Genomic DNA, 15818 nt, shown 5'->3' with positions numbered 1-15818 from the left:
GGTAGACCGGCAGCGAGCTCCTGATCTCGTTGACCATGATGCGCCACAGTGATTGTCGGGTGACCATAAGGCAGGTTCTCCATCGGTGTGCGGGTTGCCGTGCGACCCGTGGTTGCGTGTGGGTCCGCAATTTCAGGCGCGGACTGATCCAGGTTCGCACGGTGTGCCAGCGATGCAAATTGTCGTGAGCTATGGAGCCCGCCGGCTTCTCGGGCTCGGGAGCGAGGCCACCGCTACATGTCGTGCGGTGGTGACTCCGGGGTTGCGCGAGGGTAGGTTGAGTGCGCGACGGCTTCAGGTCGGGCATTCCGTAGCGCCGCCGATACGTGTGAGAATGTCCGCAAGGCGAAGACGGGACGAGTCAACGACTTCCGAACCGTTGAGATGCGGGATGACACTCAGGTTGATAGTCTCGCCAATGGTAAAAAAGGGACCGTGGAGAGCGAGATTCTTCGCGAAGCAGTCGAATATGGCCCGACAAAAAAAGAATAGCGCGCGCTATGGTTGCCGGGGGCGCGCAGTGAGACTGGTCTGCAAAGTTCTCGGTGTGTCGCGCTCGAACGTTTCGGCACAAGCTGCACGCTCCGCTGACTTACAGGGTGGGCGTAAGTCCAGGAAAACCGATGATGCACCTGTGGTCGATGCAATCCGCCGGGTTATCGGTGATTCGCCGAGCTACGGCTATCGTCGAGTCTGGGGCGTGCTGCGCGAAGAGCGATAGTCCATTGGAATGATCGTCTTGGATGCAAAGCGCATCTATCGCGCCACGAGCACATATGGATTGCTCATGGAGCGGCGTCCTACACCTTCACGTCTGCAGCGGCGGCACGGCGGCAAGGTGGGCGTGGCTCGCAGCAATCAGCGTTGGTGCTCCGAGGGCTTCGAGCTTCGATGTGACAACGGTCAACCGCTGCGTGTGACGTTTGCGCTGGACTGGTGCAACCGCGAAGCCATGAGCTTGGCCGCGACCACAGCAGGCCACAGCGGCGATATCGTTCGTGACTTGATGCTGGCTGCGGTGGAAAACCGCGTTGGCAGTGCGTTGCATACGCCGTCCGAAATCGAATGGTTGAGCGACAACGGTTCGGGTTACACGGTCGACGAGACGCGCCGGGTCGCTGAGGATATCGGTCGAACTCATTGACCACACCCGTGTACAGCCCGCAAAGTAACGGCATGGTCGAGAGCTTTGTTAAAGCGACGAAACGCGATTACGTGGTTTTCATTGCGAAGCCAGACGCTGCAACTGCTGCGCGAAACCTGACTATCGTCTTCGAGCGTTAGAACGAGACGCATCCCCATAGCGCGTTGAAAGTCCGCTCGCCACGAGCGTTTCGCCGGACGATGGAATCAGCAACCTCAGTGTGGCGCTTTGTCCGGAAGTACGGGGGCAAATCCACTCGAATGGATTCCCCAAAGCGATTCCCCTGAGCGCCATGACAGTCTGCGCCCGAATATTGTGGCTCCCCATGTCCAATTTCCTAACTACGTGATTGGACCCTCAATCAGCGTACCACTTAAATTGGGGGGGGGCATCGCGCTTTCAATAATTTTTTCATATTGGTCAATCCGAATTTTATATTTTCTCTTATGGTGCATGCCAAATAGACTGGGCGGGTAGCTCCACTCTGCCTGCGCAGATTGGCGTACATCCCAAAAAGAGAAATACTGGAGACGATGGATGATCGTTGAAAATCGCGGCGCGCCTCTCTCGGATGCGGCCGAGGCGGTCTGCCGCAAGGTCTTGTGGCGCCTCATGCCCGTGCTCTTCTTGAGCTACCTATTTTGCTCGATGGACCGCTTCAACGTCTCATTCGCGCAATTGCAGCTGAAGGAAGCACTGCAGTTCTCGGATTCGACCTATGGGCTTGGAGCGAGCCTGTTCTTTGTTACTTATGTGCTTTTCGAGGTCCCGGTGAGCGCGTTCCTCAAGCGTTTTGGTGCGCGCCGAGTGTTTTGCACAATCATGATCGGCTGGGGACTGTGTTCTGCCGCTACGCTTCTGGTGCAGTCTGCGGGACAGTTCTACGCTGTTCGACTACTACTCGGCGTCTCCGAAGCGGGCTTTTACCCGGGCGTCATCTACTACCTGAGCACGTGGCTACCGCTGGCACATCGGAGTAAAGCCGTTGCGATCTTCGCGCTCGGAATCGTTGTTGCAGGGGTCGTCACGGGGCCAATATCCGGCCTGATCATGACGACGTTCGACGGCGTCGGGAACCTTGGCGGATGGCAATGGCTTTTCTTGTTGGAGGCGTTGCCAAGCCTTTTCATGGCGGCCGTTTGCGCAGTCAGGCTCGCGGACCGACCGGAGCAGGCCGAATGGCTTAGCCGACTTGAAGTTGACATTTTGAATGACAGTCTCCAAGCAGATCTTCAGCGCAAGACGATTCGGATGGGCGGCACCACGCTCGGGTCTCTCCTACGAGAACCAAAGATCTACTTGTTCGCCCTAGTGTTTTTCTGCGCGACTTCAGGAACGTATGCGATGAATTTCTGGGTCCCCAGCATCATCCGTGGATTCGGCGTTGTCGATCCTTTGATGATCGGCATGTACTCAGTCGTGCCATGGGGGAGCGCGGCGATCGCTACAGTGCTCATCGCCCGGAACTCGGATCGCACAGGTGAACGACGCTGGCATTTTGCAGCCACTGCAATGGTCGGAGCGGCGGGTTTGGCTGCATCTGCAACACCCAACCTTCCGTTTAGCGTTTCGCTCTTATTTCTTAGCATCGGCGCAATCGGTGTCTCCGCCACCCTGCCGATCTTTTGGTCAATGCCGAGCGCGGCGATTGATTCAAAGCTTGTCGCAGGAGGGTTGGCGTTGATCAACAGCATTGGCGCCAGCTCGGGCATCGTTGCGCCGTTCGTTGTTGGTCTGATGAAAGAAGCAACTGGATCGATGGCATCAGGCCTTTATCTGCTTGCTGTGCTTTTGTGCTGCGGCGGTCTTCTTCTCCTGAAGATCGTCCCGCCGATGATGCTACCGCACGACCGTCACATGGATAACGACGAGGATAGGGTCGTCGCGATCGCCGCAGAACAATGATGATTACGTTGCTGAAAGGATCGAACATGAACCAACCAATTGCTGGACTGAGCAAGCCACTTGCCGGTGTTAAAGTTCTCGAGCTGTCCCAGATCATGGCGGGCCCGACTTGCGGGTTGATGCTCGCAGACCTGGGCGCCGACGTGATCAAAGTCGAACGCTATCCGCAAGGTGACGATGCACGTCGTTATCGACGCGCCGGGGATGACGGTTTGCCGCCCTCGTTCATGATGCTTAACCGGGGAAAGCGCTCCATTGCACTCGACGTTAAGCGACCAGAAGGCAAGGCAGCGCTGTTAAAACTCGTCGAGAAGAGCGATGTCGTGACGGAGAACTTCCGCATGGGCGTGATGGAGCGGCTAGGTCTCGGATATGACGTCCTGCGCGAAGCTAACCCGGCGCTCGTCTACTGTGCTATCACTGGATATGGTCGCACCGGGCCACTGGCTGCTTGCGGTGGATTTGACCTGATCCTTCAAGCGTTCAGTGGACTAATCAGTGTCACCGGCGAAGACGGTGGCGATCCCGTCAAACCCGGGGTCTCTATCGCTGACGTCAACGCCGGTATTCTGGCGGCCTTTGGCACGCTTGCAGCATATATCGAGAGATTGCGCACAGGGCAGGGCCAACGTGTCGACACGTCGTTGTTGCAAGCCTCGATGCAGCACATGTATTGGTATGCGGCGGCTTATTTCTCCAGAGGCATCGTCCCTAAGCCCGCAGGTACCGCACATCCATTGATCGCCCCTTACCAGGTCTATAGGTGTCGCGACGGCGGTCTCGCGGTCGGCGGCGCCAATGAGACGAACTGGGGGCGCGTCGCGCAGGTACTTGGCCACCCGGAGTGGGTAGATGATCCGCGCTTCAACACGCCGGATATTCGACTCGCAAACCGCCGGGAGCTTGAGGTGCTCATCAATGAGATCCTTTCGACAGATACTCGCTCGGTTTGGGCGTCAAGATTCGATGCAGCGCAAGTCCCCTGCGGTCCTGTTCAGACGGTCGGTGAAGCATTGGATCACGAGCAAACGCGAAGTGTGAGAATGGTTGTTGATGTTCAGTCGCCTGAAGGCGGTTCAATGCGCGCGCTCGGTCTCCCGGTGTTGCTCAATGGGTCTTCCTATGTCGCTGAGGCACCGGCACCGCGCGTCGGGCAGAATACTGCCGAGGTCCTGCGTGAGTACGGTTTTGCGGAAGCGGACATTAACCAGCTTTTAGACTCGGGCGCGGCTTTCCAAGGCGGTGCCTCTGAGCGGCTGACGGCCGATGAACTGTGAGGCCATTATGAACCTGAGCTTAGAAGGTGGGGTTGTGGTTGACAGGGACATCGTTGTCGAAGCCGTCAATGGTGTGGCACTGGTGAGATTAAACCGCGAAGCTAAGAGAAACGCCTTGACGCTAGCGCTTTGGAAGCGTCTCGGCGCGACGTTCTCACAGTTGGATGCAAACATCGAGGTGCGATCGATTGTCTTGACGGGGACTGGAGCAAGTTTCTGTGCTGGGGCGGATATTTCCGAATTCAATGAGGCTAGGGGAGATCCGGAACAGGCCGTTGTCTATGAGAGCGCATATGACGACTGCTGCGATGCAATTGCTGCGACCTCGAAACCTACCATCGCTGCAATCAATGGCTTCTGTATGGGCGGTGGATGTAATGTAGCGATGTCGTGCGACTTCCGGATTGCCGTTCCTTCGGCAGAATTCGCCATTCCTGCAGCCCGTTTGTCGATCGTTTATGGTGTGAAGGGGACGCGCAGGCTGTTTAACCTAGTTGGCTTGTCGAACGCAAAGCATATCTTGTGTTCGGCTAGGCGCTTCGATGCGGAGCGCGCGCTTCGAATTGGGTTTGTTGATGAGGTGGCACCGGACGCGCTCGAGTCGGCATTGCAATTTGCAATGGAGCTGGCTTCTAACGCCCCCCTCACGATCAAGGGCGCGAAGTACATACTGAATAGTCTCGCCAACACGGAAAACGCAATTTCCGCGTCGACAGTCAACCACCTGATGGATGAGGCGGCGCAAAGCCACGACTATATGGAAGGTCGAACAGCGTTCGCTGAGAAGCGTCCGCCGCAGTTTCGCGGCTATTAGTCGTCACTGCCTCAGGGCAGAGAATGAGAAAGTTCCGCAAGGACGTGGGAGACGCGGACCATCAACTCGCAGACTGCTTGATGGGCTGAGCACCCTCCCATGTTCCCGAGGAGACGAGGGCCTCGAGAACGGTCACGACCGTGTCTCGTACGACCTCGGCGGCACGACTGAGCGGCAAGCTATCTGAGATGCATAACGAAAGCTCCCGCTGCAAAGTGCGCCCGCTAATTGACGCAGTGCTGATCTCGTCGCGTTCAACGTAGTCTGCGACAGCTGACCAGGGCAGCACAGTCCAGCCGATTCCGGCAGTCACTAACCGCACCAACATGTCCGTTGCGCCGACTTCGCTGACCAAGTTAAAACCGAGATGTTCGGCGAGGAAAGCGGCGTCGATTCGCTGTCGGATGGTGCTTGGTAGGCTGGGAAGTATCAACGGATGTCGGGCCACGTCTTTCAGGCGCAATGTCTTCTTGTCGATATGCTCTGAAGTGGGGTACACGACATATAGCTCCTCATGAATCAACGGCTGTATGGTGGTCCCGCGTCGTTGGCGTGCGTCAACGGCGACAGCAATATCGATTTTTCCATTGGCGACCAGATCAACAAGTTCAGCGCTAGGCCGCTCGACAATCTCGAGCAGGATCCGCTCGTAGGCGCGCAACTCCTGCAGCAACCTTACCGCCAAGATTTTTCCTGTGCTACCGGGGATGCCGATCACAACATGTCCTGACGGATCCTCGCCTTCTTGAGATACGGCAACGCGAACATCCTCGAATTGCTTCAAGAGGGACTTTGCATGCCGATAAAGTACCTCGCCTGTGCCGGTCAGCCTAACGCCCTGAGCTGTTCTGTCGAACAAACGGGTATCCAGTTCACTTTCCAAGTTTGCGATTTGTTGACTAAGGGCTGGCTGGGCAATCCGAAGCGACTCGGACGCACGGGTCATGTTGCCGAGCTCAGCGATACGCGCAAAGTACTTCAATTGCTTGAAGTCCATTTTTGTGCCTCCTGCGATGCCGGTGGCGGATGTCCCGCCGCGTTGATTGAAATAAGAAACCGCGATTGACCTATATGTTTTGCATATTTTAATTCTATCGACCGAAAACATAAACTACCTCATAGAACGCCGATATCCCAAGCACTCAAGGCGTCCGTACACGGATGGAGACAAATTTATGAATGCAAGTACAGAAAACCTTGCCGCAACGTATGCCCCGCCTGATTCAGGCGTACAAAAGCGGGTGATCTTCGCTTCCTCTTTGGGAACGATGTTCGAATGGTACGACTTCTTTCTCGCTGGCTCGCTGGCGGTGCAAATCTCACACAGCATTTTCTCCGGGGTCAACCCCACTGCGGCCTTCATCTTCACATTGCTGAGTTTCGCGGCTGGCTTCGCTGTGAGGCCGTTCGGAGCGCTCGTCTTCGGCCGCATCGGCGACATGGTGGGGCGCAAGTACACGTTCTTGGTGACCATCTCCTTGATGGGGGGGGCGACGTTCGTAATCGGGTTGCTGCCGGGATATGCTTCGATCGGGCTTGCCGCGCCCATATTTTTTGTCGCCATGCGAATGCTGCAAGGGCTCGCACTTGGCGGTGAATACGGTGGCGCGGTGGTATATGTCGCTGAGCACAGCAGTAATGAGACTCGTGGAGCGAAGACCGCCTGGATCCAAGCCACCGCTGCGCTTGGGCTGTTACTTTCTCTCGCAGTGATTCTGCCTACGCGGTACATACTGGGGGAAACAAGTTTCATGGCCTGGGGCTGGCGAGTGCCGTTCCTTGTCTCATTGATCCTGCTCACGGTCTCACTTTGGATCCGGGTAAAGCTGCATGAATCGCCCGAATTCGAGAGAATGAAGCGCAAGGGTACGACGTCGAAATCACCAATTTCAGAAGCGTTTGGCCAATGGCGCAATCTGAAGCTCGTGCTGCTGGGCCTGTTCGGTATGGTGATGGGCCAAGCTGTCGTTTGGTATGCGGGCCAGTTCTACAGCATGTTTTTTCTGACCCAAACGCTGAAGGTTGATGGGGGAACGGCGAATTTGCTCATCATTGTCGCGACAATCATCACGACGCCTTTTTACGTCATCTTTGGCAAGCTTTCGGACCGAATCGGCCGCAAGCCAGTATTTCTGGCGGGATGTTTGCTGGCAGCGCTCTTCTTCTTCCCTCTGTTCAAAGGGCTCACGCATTTCGCAAATCCGGCGCTCGAAGCCGCGCAACAGAAGGCGCCGATTACGGTGCGGGCAGATCCGCGTGAGTGCAGCTTCCAGTTCAACCCGGCAGGAGCGTCGAAGTTCGTGAGTTCTTGTGATATCGCGCGAAGCGCAATCACCAAGGCGGGTTTGAATTACACCGACGAACCGTCGTCGAAGGGAGAACTCGCACAGATCAGAATCGGACAGCGGGTGATCACCAGTTTCGATGGGAATGCATCGAACGCGGCGGTGCTTTCGAAGGCCTTCGACGCGGACATTGCCAAAGCCTTACACGATGCGGGGTATGAAACCGGCCCGGCGGATCCGGCGCGCATCAACAAACCGATGACGATCCTGCTGATTGTCCTTCTTATGCTGTTCGGCACGATGACGTATGGTCCGATTGCAGCGATGCTTGTTGAGCTGTTCCCTTCGCGCATTCGATACACGGCAATGTCGCTGCCATACCACGTCGGCATTGGCTGGTTCGGTGGATTTTTGCCTGCGGCGTCTTTCGCAATATCTGCGGCGTCGGGTGATATCTACTCAGGTCTCTGGTATCCGGTATGTCTCGCAGCTGTATGCTTTGTCGTGTGTCTGCTGTTCGTCAAAGAGAGCAAGGGCGCTGACATCTACACGAGCGGTGCACACCAACAAAAGACGGCGTAAGGGGGAGTCATGGGATTTGCAAATTCAGAGGGCGTGCAGCTTTACGTTGAGAAGACGGGGCAAGGCACTCCAATCGTCTTCGTTCATGAGTTCGCTGGTGATTACAGGAATTGGGAAAACCAAGTTCGATTCCTGTCGCGTCGCTATCAATGCATCACGTTCAATGCACGGGGTTACCCTCCGTCGGATGTGCCTGAAGAACCGGAGCAATACAGTCAGGCGCACTCGGTTGAGGACATCGCGAACGTTATGCGGTACTGCAATGTCAAGAAAGCTCACATTGTCGGCTTGTCCATGGGGGGATATGCGACGGTGAACTTTGGAATCGCCCATCCGGAGATGGCGCGTTCCTTGGTGATCGCCGGTGCAGGACACGGCTCAGATCCGCAGGGGCGCGAACGCTTCTTGCACGATAGCGGGGAGCTGGCTGACCGGCTGATCTCGCTGGGTATGCAGGAAGGGATTGTTCACTACGCGAACAGCACCATCAGACGTCGATACAAAGAGAAAGACCCGCGCGGCTTCGAAGAATTCAACAGACAGTTCGCGCAGCATTCTCCACTGGGTTCAGCTCTTACGACCCGGGGCTATCAAATGCGTCGCTCAACGATTTACGAACTTGAATCCAAGCTGAAAGCGCTGGATGTCCCCGCGCTGATCATCACAGGCGATGACGACGAACCTTGCCTGGGACCCGCGATTTTTATGAAGAAGACCATCGCAAACTCGCGGCTCTGGGTGGTCCCTCGAACCAGCCACCCTGTGAATCTTGAAGAGCCGGATGCTTTCAATCGGGCGGTGCTCGACTTCTTCACCGAGATCGACTAGACCTCAAACTCTTAGGCAAAAAATGAATCTGGAACTTCAAGGAAAGTCGGTACTAGTCACAGGTGGTTCCCGTGGCATCGGATACGCCTGCTGTGAGATGTTTGCGGCCGAAGGATGCAACGTCACTATTCTTGGAAGCCAAAAGCAAAGCGTCGAATGCGCATCTGCCCGCCTGGAAGCCCAGATTGGCCGTGGAGTCGAGTCTATTTGCCTAGACCTTGGCAAGCCAGACGCCGTATCGGGCATACGAGACCGCCTGCGCTCGGTGGATATCATCGTGAACAACGCTGGGGCGATTCCGGGCGGTGGGCTTGAAGATGTTTCCGATTCGGGGTGGAGGGAGGCGTGGAATCTCAAGGTACATGGCTATATCGACACCATTCGCGAAGCGCTTCCTGCGATGATTGGGCGGGGTGCCGGCGTCATTGTCAACGTCATTGGAATTGCTGGCGCAGCACCACGTTATGACTATATCTGCGGGTCGAGCGCGAACTCGGCGCTAATGACTTTTACGAAGGCGGCAGGCGCGCATGCCGCCCGCCACGGAGTCCGCATAGTCGGTGTCAATCCAGGGCCGACCGAAACTGATCGGCTGGTGAAGCTCTACAAATCGCGCGCTGCCGAGCGATTTGGCGACGCATCGAGATGGCAGGAACTGCTCGCAGACATGCCATTTGGACGGGTAGCAAAGCCCGAAGAGGTCGCAAGCCTGGTGGTGTTTCTAGCATCTGCTCGAGCCTCGTACATCAGCGGCACAATCGTCAATGCCGACGGCGGCGCAATGTATGGCTGACAGCTTGTGGTATTGCCTCGTTGATTGGAGAGAAATTGTGTTACCTGGCCGCCCGAAACCTCGAGGCTAAGGCGTTGGGAAGACGTGTTCACGTCGAATGAACTAAACGCCACAGCGGGTAAGCGAAAGTAGAACAGCCGCTTCCTACCAAATTTAGAGATTGAGAAGAATGTCACTTTCCTTTGAAACGACGCCAAAAATCGTTTGCGAGCATGGTAGCGCGCAGCGTTTGCACGAGATCGTTACCAGTGTTGGCGGCTCTCGCGTGCTTATGGTGACCGACAAAGGCATGCAAGCAACCGGCCTGATCGAACCAGTCGTTGATGCGTTCGCCAAAGTCGGTCAAGAAGCGATTGTCTACGCCGATGTCCAGGCGGATCCACCGGAAGACGTGGTGCTTGCCGCCGTCGAATTTGCTATCCAGCACAAAGTCGATGCGGTCGTCGGGATCGGCGGCGGCAGCTCAATGGACACCGCGAAGCTTGTGGCTCTGTTGGCGAAGACGAAGCAACCGATTGCCGAGATTTATGGGATTGGGCTTGCGAAGGGGCCGCGACTGCCTCTTATTCAAGTACCGACCACTGCCGGTACCGGATCGGAGGCGACGCCAATTTCGATTGTCACAACGCCCACGCACGAGAAGAAAGGCATCGTTTCGCCGTTACTCTATCCAGATGTTGCAGTCCTCGATGGGCTGCTCACGCTTGGCTTGCCGCGAGCGGTGACAGCAATGACAGGTATCGACGCGATGGTGCATGCCATCGAGGCGTACGCCAGTCGTCACAAAAAGAATCTGCTTTCCGATATGTTCGCGGTGAAGGCCCTGAACCTCCTGTACCCTAACATCCGCCGCGCTGTGTCGGATGGGGCGGACGCACACGCGCGTGAGCAGATGCTACTTGGCTCACTACTGGCAGGCATTGCTTTCGCGAACGCGCCGGTCGCGGCTGTCCACGCGCTAGCCTACCCGCTTGGCGGGCATTACGGGCTTCCGCATGGGCTGACCAATTCTTTGATGCTCGTACCAGTGCTGCGCTTCAATGAGCGCGTAGCGACTCCGCTTTACGCTGAGCTGGGCCGGGTCATGCTTCCCGGCCTTGGCTCCTTGCCTGATGCCGCAGTGTCAGAAGCTTTTGTGGGCGCTATTGCGACGTTAGTACGTGAAATGCCGTATGCCCAGACGCTCCGCGAGGCGGGGATTCCAGCAGGCTCACTGCCGATGCTTGCAACCGACGCGATGAACGTCAAGAGGCTGCTGATCAATAATCCACGCGACGTCGAATACGAGGAAGCGCTTGCTCTGTATCAGGAAGCGTTCTAAAAGAGACACGTGAATGACGCCAAATCTTACGAGAAGTGACTTCCGCTACTTTGCAGACATATCCACGAGGTGGATGGATAATGATATCTATGGCCACGTGAACAACGTCACGTATTACAGCTACTTCGATACTGCAGTCAACCAACACCTGATTCATCATGGCGTGCTAGACATTCATCGAGGCGATGTGGTGGGCTTTGTCGTCGACAGCGCTTGCTCTTACTTCAAACCGATTGCGTTCCCCGATGCATTGCAGGTTGGAGTACGGGTGGGCCGGATCGGCCGCTCGAGCGTCCGTTATGAATTGGCGATCTTCCTCGGAGACGATGCTGCTCCATCAGCCGTAGGCCATTTTGTACATGTCTATGTCAGCAGGTCCACAGGGCAATCGGTTGAAGTACCCTGTCAAGTTAAATCGCTACTGACGGGGCTCATGGCTACCGGTTCTGCCTAACAGAGGTGGCCGCGTGAATTCGGACAGTCGGGTCGCACCCACCTTCACAACTCCAACAGATTTTTGACTCATGCAATCTCACAGTGAAGCGAAGCTACACGTTTTCCAAGCCTACGATCGGGTGCGAATTGACCTGCCCGGGAATTTTCCTTAGCCTGTAATGACCCAGCAGAACCTGCTCAGGTCAGGCGGCTAAAGCAAAAGCCTCGGCCGGGGTCATCATCTTCAGCGCTTGGTGCGGCCGTCGATGGTTATAGGAATGAATCCAGTCGCCGATTACACGGCTGGCGTGTCGCAGCGTCTCGAAGCGATGGCGGTGTGCACATTGCTCCTTGAGCGTCCGGATGACACGCTCGACCATGCCGTTCTGCTGCGGACAATGCGGGGTGATGAATTCCTCGCGCAGGCCGTAGCTGCGCGCCACCGCTTGATCTCGTCTTCCATCTTCATGCTCATGTGTTTGTCCTCGAAGGTTAATCTATGGTCACCCCCGTTTTTGCAACACTGATGTTGATGTGTGGTGGCTTTGCACAAATCTATCCGGCGTCGTTGTGAGGAACGCTCCTCGCGCCACGATGAGAGTCGCGCCAGGCGATCCTGATAACAGCTGCAGCTTCAAGAAGCTCGTTAACCTTTCAGGGTGTCCGCCAGGCCGGTTTGCCATTCACGTCATCAATAATCAGCAGTCGCAAAACCAGATGAGTTGACTTCGGTAAAAGAATGATGACATTCCGTCATGCAGCCGTGACGGCCGCTCGTTGCTCGAATACAGTGTTGTGGCTCACGATCGCCCATGCGATTCGGGCAAGCTTGCTCGCTAGCGCACAAGCGACCACGCTGGAATGTCGTCGCGCCAGCAGCGAGCGGACCCAGTCGGCCATACGGCCCGACTGCTTGTCCAGTCGGAGCATAAATGCTCGTGCACACTGGACCAGCAAGTGGCGGATATTCTTGTCACCTCTCTTGGAGATTCCGAGCAGGTTTGACTTTCCACCAGTACTGTATTGCCTTGGCACCAGCCCGACCGCAGCGGCGAAGTCACGGCTGCATCGGTATTGCTTACCATCGCCGAGCTCCGAGGCAAGCAGACTGGCAGTGATCGTTCCAACGCCGGGAATCGTCATCAGACGCTGGCCAAGAGAGTCATCGGCGAGTTGCCGCTCGAGTTCTTTCTCGATATCGCGAATCTGTTCACTAAGATATTTGAAGTGCTCATGCAACCGATCAAGGATCGCGACGAGACGCGGCGGCAGTCGATACTCGGCCAGTACCGCGGGCAGGCGCCTTACGACGGCGTGGCCGACAGGGAGGCTGATTCCGAACTCAAGCAGGAATCCATGCATCTGGTTGGTCGTGCATACCCGATCGCGAACCAGAGCCTGGCGAACTCGATGGAGCGCGGAAAGTGTCTGCTGCGATTCCGTCTTTGGCGTCACAAATCGCATCGATGGGCGAGACGCGGCTTCACATATAGCCTCGGCATCAACGAAGTCGTTCTTGTTGCTCTTGACGAACGGGCGCACGAATTGTGGAGAGATCAGCTTGACGGCGTGTCCGAACTCGCTGAGCTTGCGCGCCATCCAATGCGCACCTGCGCAGGCCTCCATCACGACTGTACAAGAGTGGAACGTCGCAAAAAATTCGAGTAGCTGCTTGCGTGAGACCTTCTTGCGAAACACGGCTTTGCCAGCACGATCCTGTCCATGCGGGTGGAAAGAATGCTTGCCCAAATCAATTCCAATCATCGTGACGTTGTCCATGGCAATGACCTCCCGAGGAAAGTTCTCAGCAGCCTACTCGCTGAGAGGTGGGGGTGACCATCCCATTACACCTGAGCAGGTTTTCAGTGGGGCATTACAACGACTCGCAGCGCACGCGGTTCGCCTGCTTACCGCCGCGACGAGTGCCTGAACGCCATTACGCCAGCGAGTCTGGTGCTGACGGCGCCACGTTGTCGTCCCTTGCTAGCTCACGCTGCTGAAGGACTCCATCCCGCTTGAATGGCTTGGGTAATCTCGTCAACGAAGATGCGGGTCTTGGTCGGTATCAGCCGACCAGGCGGCATCACGGCGTAGATACCTCCTTCTTGCGACCCTTTCCAGTCGGGCAGCAGTTGCACCAGTTCCCCCGCCCGAACGGCGGGGCCCGCAAGCCAGTCCGGCGTCAGGATGATGCCGAGACCCGCGATTCCCGCGAGTAGTAAGGCCTCGGAACTGTCGGTCTGTAACGGCCCTGACGGTCTAATGGTCTTGCGTTGACCGTCTTTGTGAAGCGCCCAGTCTGGCCAACCGACATAGTTGGTGAAGCTAAGGCACGCGTGTGCCTCAAGTTCAGCCGGTTCGGCTGGTATGCCACGCGCTTCGATATACGACGGCGCCGCGTAGAGCATGTTGTGAAACGGAGCGATCCGGCGTGCGATCAGCGTGCTGTCGTTCAGAATCCCAACGCGGATCGCAACATCAAACCCCTCAGAGACGACATCGACATGACGGTCCGCAAATCTCGCATCCACGCGAATCTTTGGGTGTCGCAGTATGAATGCCGGTAATAGTGGCGATATCCAGCGACGCCCAAAGGTCACGGGGGCCGACACCCGCAATAATCCTTGTGGGCTTGCCGCGAAGCTGCTGGCCTCATGGCCGGCAGAGTCCAGTTCATCGAGCAAACTGCGAACTCTGCGGTAGTAGAGCGCTCCGACTTCGGTGAGCGCTACACGCCGGGTAGTGCGAGAGAGCAAACAGACCCCGAGGCGCTCTTCCAACTGGGTAATGCGGCGCGAGACGATCGTGGCATCGCGTCCAACGACGGCGGCAGCATCGGTGAAGCTATGTGCTTCAACGACCGCGACAAAGGCCGACAACTCGTCCATGCTCACTCGTCCCAGCAATTCCTGCATTTTTTGCATGATATTTATTCGTGCGAGCCAGATTATCTCTGATTCTGCATTTGATAGCCTTTCAAGTCACGATTTTCCGATTTGACGGAGAGATACGAATGAAGATATTTCTGAGCATTGGCAGCGGGCCGGGTATCGGCTTCGCAACCGCAGAGCGCTTCGCCCGCGAAGGCTTCCGCATTGTTCTCAGCGGCCGCGACCTCGCGCGCGCAGAGGCACTTGCGCAACGACTGAAGCATCTTGGTCACGACGCTTTGGCGCGCCCGGTGGACGCAAGTGACGCCAAGGCGGTCGCCGCTCTGGTTGCGAACGTTGAATCGCAACATGGGGGCATCGACGTGCTGCATTACAACGCTGCCAGCCTACGACAGGCAACGCTGGAAAGTCAGCCGGCTGACACATTTAACACAGATCTTGCCGTCAACATTGGTGGTGCACTAGCGGCATCGCAAGCTGCCATCGGTGGCATGCGCAAACGCGGCAAGGGAGCGATTCTGTTGACCGGCGGCGGCTTCGCTGTTTCACCGAACCCTGAGTATCTGTCGCTCAGCTTGGGCAAGGCAGGTATCCGCGCTCTCGCGCAAGGGCTGTTCGAACCGGCGAAAGCGGAGGGTATTCATGTCGCTAGTGTCACTGTCGCTGCCTACGTGAAACCCGACTCGGAAGAAGCCACTGGCATTGCCGAGGCGTTCTGGCAATTGCATAGCCAACCCAAGGACGCATGGACAGCGGAAGTTACCTACTTCCGCTAACCCACGAATCAACACGGAGAGTCTCCGGTGTTTCGTTAATCCACTTTGACGCCATGTCGCCGAAAGCGACCGGAAAGAACGAAATATCGAGCTCGCCGGCCAGTGCTTCGGCGAACATCGTCTTGCCGTTGCCGGGTTCGTCGAACAGAAGGATGCCGTTGCGCGGTTCGCCATCTAAACCGGCCAGGATGTCCTGCCCAGCTCGTAGTAGGCGACGTTTGGTGTCGACCATACCGGCGAGGTGTTTGTACGTAAGCCGAGCGTACCGGACGAGGTCGCTGCAGTCGTGCGGAAATTCATCTGTCCTGACGTGCTTCGGAGTTTCCTAACGTTTGAGGGGCGGGGCGCAGGTGAAGGGCCGGCCGCTGTGGCGGCGCATGTCGCCGGTGCACGTTTTTCCGACTCAACGGAATTATTAGTCGGCGCAGTCATTGTGATTAAAGAATCTTGTGCTGCGCCAGAGGCGGTGTGAACCGTTGCCCCTGTTGCACTATGGGATTGGATGATCTTTTCGTTTAGGGGAATCCATGCGTGGGAGCCTTCGACGAAGAGCTTGGACTTGCGGCCGGAAAATGGTTTTTTTTGGGCGGAGGGTTGCACGTTGACCTCGTGAGTGTGTGGGCTGGCTGGCGCCGATCCGTTCTTCTCCCGCAGTTCGCTGCGGAAGACAGAAGTAGGTTCTCACATGGCTTTATGCATGCAAGGCAATGGTGCTGTGGGGGCCATCGGAGAAAGATCTCATTCACATGAATTCCATGGATGCACGG

14 protein-coding genes and 1 pseudogene are annotated in these 15818 nt (G+C 56.6%); 10 read left to right on the top strand and 5 right to left on the bottom strand.

Annotated features, from left to right (window positions below; genetic code table 11):
• Positions 1-420 precede the first annotated feature (420 nt).
• From PEP31012_RS09210 to PEP31012_RS09195, 4 genes and pseudogenes are all read left to right on the top strand, one after another.
• Positions 421-1365: pseudogene (locus PEP31012_RS09210) on the top strand (IS3 family transposase); the annotation flags it as partial.
• Positions 1366-1681: 316 nt separating this feature from the next.
• Positions 1682-3049, top strand: coding sequence for an MFS transporter (locus tag PEP31012_RS09205; RefSeq protein ID WP_150589051.1), 1368 nt, complete (start codon positions 1682-1684; stop codon positions 3047-3049).
• 26 nt (positions 3050-3075) lie between these two features.
• Positions 3076-4326: a CaiB/BaiF CoA transferase family protein gene (locus PEP31012_RS09200; protein ID WP_150589050.1), complete on the top strand. Its 1251-nt coding sequence runs from the start codon at positions 3076-3078 to the stop codon at positions 4324-4326.
• Positions 4327-4333: 7 nt separating this feature from the next.
• On the top strand, positions 4334-5140 hold the full coding sequence (locus tag PEP31012_RS09195; RefSeq protein ID WP_150589049.1) for an enoyl-CoA hydratase-related protein: 807 nt from the start codon (positions 4334-4336) through the stop codon (positions 5138-5140).
• 61 nt (positions 5141-5201) lie between these two features.
• On the opposite strand, the gene PEP31012_RS09190 is transcribed toward PEP31012_RS09195, so the two are convergent.
• Positions 5202-6137 carry a LysR substrate-binding domain-containing protein gene (locus PEP31012_RS09190; protein WP_150589048.1) on the bottom strand — a complete coding sequence of 312 codons (936 nt, stop codon included), beginning with the start codon at positions 6135-6137 and terminating at the stop codon, positions 5202-5204.
• Between the two features lie 178 nt (positions 6138-6315).
• On the opposite strand from PEP31012_RS09190, the gene PEP31012_RS09185 reads away from it, so the two are divergent.
• The 5 genes from PEP31012_RS09185 to PEP31012_RS09165 all read left to right on the top strand — a co-directional run bounded on the left by PEP31012_RS09185 (position 6316) and on the right by PEP31012_RS09165 (position 11403).
• The gene (locus tag PEP31012_RS09185) at positions 6316-8007 is read left to right on the top strand and encodes an MFS transporter (RefSeq protein ID WP_150589047.1); all 1692 of its coding nucleotides are present in this window, start codon (positions 6316-6318) and stop codon (positions 8005-8007) included.
• Between the two features lie 9 nt (positions 8008-8016).
• The gene (locus PEP31012_RS09180; protein ID WP_150589046.1) at positions 8017-8835 is read left to right on the top strand and encodes an alpha/beta fold hydrolase; all 819 of its coding nucleotides are present in this window, start codon (positions 8017-8019) and stop codon (positions 8833-8835) included.
• A gap of 22 nt (positions 8836-8857) precedes the next feature.
• Positions 8858-9628, top strand: a complete 771-nt coding sequence (locus PEP31012_RS09175; RefSeq protein ID WP_150589045.1) for a short-chain dehydrogenase/reductase — start codon at positions 8858-8860, stop codon at positions 9626-9628.
• A 169-nt stretch (positions 9629-9797) separates the two neighbouring features.
• Entirely contained in the window at positions 9798-10949 is a 1152-nt protein-coding gene (locus tag PEP31012_RS09170) for an iron-containing alcohol dehydrogenase (protein ID WP_150589044.1), read from the top strand.
• 73 nt (positions 10950-11022) lie between these two features.
• Complete coding sequence (locus tag PEP31012_RS09165; RefSeq protein ID WP_217427122.1) at positions 11023-11403, top strand: acyl-CoA thioesterase; 381 nt, start codon at positions 11023-11025, stop codon at positions 11401-11403.
• A gap of 184 nt (positions 11404-11587) precedes the next feature.
• Here PEP31012_RS09165 and PEP31012_RS09160 read toward each other — a convergent pair whose 3' ends face one another.
• The 3 genes from PEP31012_RS09160 to PEP31012_RS09150 all read right to left on the bottom strand — a co-directional run bounded on the left by PEP31012_RS09160 (position 11588) and on the right by PEP31012_RS09150 (position 14308).
• Positions 11588-11827, bottom strand: coding sequence for an integrase core domain-containing protein (locus PEP31012_RS09160; protein WP_246171213.1), 240 nt, complete (start codon positions 11825-11827; stop codon positions 11588-11590).
• A 310-nt stretch (positions 11828-12137) separates the two neighbouring features.
• On the bottom strand, positions 12138-13163 hold the full coding sequence (locus PEP31012_RS09155) for an IS110 family RNA-guided transposase (protein WP_150589042.1): 1026 nt from the start codon (positions 13161-13163) through the stop codon (positions 12138-12140).
• Between the two features lie 209 nt (positions 13164-13372).
• Positions 13373-14308, bottom strand: a complete 936-nt coding sequence (locus PEP31012_RS09150) for a LysR family transcriptional regulator (RefSeq protein ID WP_150589041.1) — start codon at positions 14306-14308, stop codon at positions 13373-13375.
• A gap of 89 nt (positions 14309-14397) precedes the next feature.
• Here PEP31012_RS09150 and PEP31012_RS09145 point away from each other — a divergent pair, with 89 nt between their 5' ends.
• A complete protein-coding gene (locus PEP31012_RS09145; protein ID WP_150589040.1) occupies positions 14398-15051 on the top strand; it encodes an SDR family oxidoreductase in 654 nt (217 codons plus the stop codon).
• Here the strand turns inward: PEP31012_RS09145 and PEP31012_RS09140 are convergent.
• Positions 15035-15283 carry an AAA family ATPase gene (locus PEP31012_RS09140; RefSeq protein ID WP_150589039.1) on the bottom strand — a complete coding sequence of 83 codons (249 nt, stop codon included), beginning with the start codon at positions 15281-15283 and terminating at the stop codon, positions 15035-15037. The two genes, PEP31012_RS09145 and PEP31012_RS09140, sit on opposite strands and share 17 nt — an antisense overlap.
• Positions 15284-15818 lie beyond the last annotated feature (535 nt).

It is taken from the genome of Pandoraea eparura, from assembly GCF_902459725.1.
In the GTDB taxonomy this organism is placed as follows: Bacteria; Pseudomonadota; Gammaproteobacteria; order Burkholderiales; family Burkholderiaceae; genus Pandoraea; species Pandoraea eparura.
This window is presented reverse-complemented; position numbering and strand designations above follow the sequence as displayed.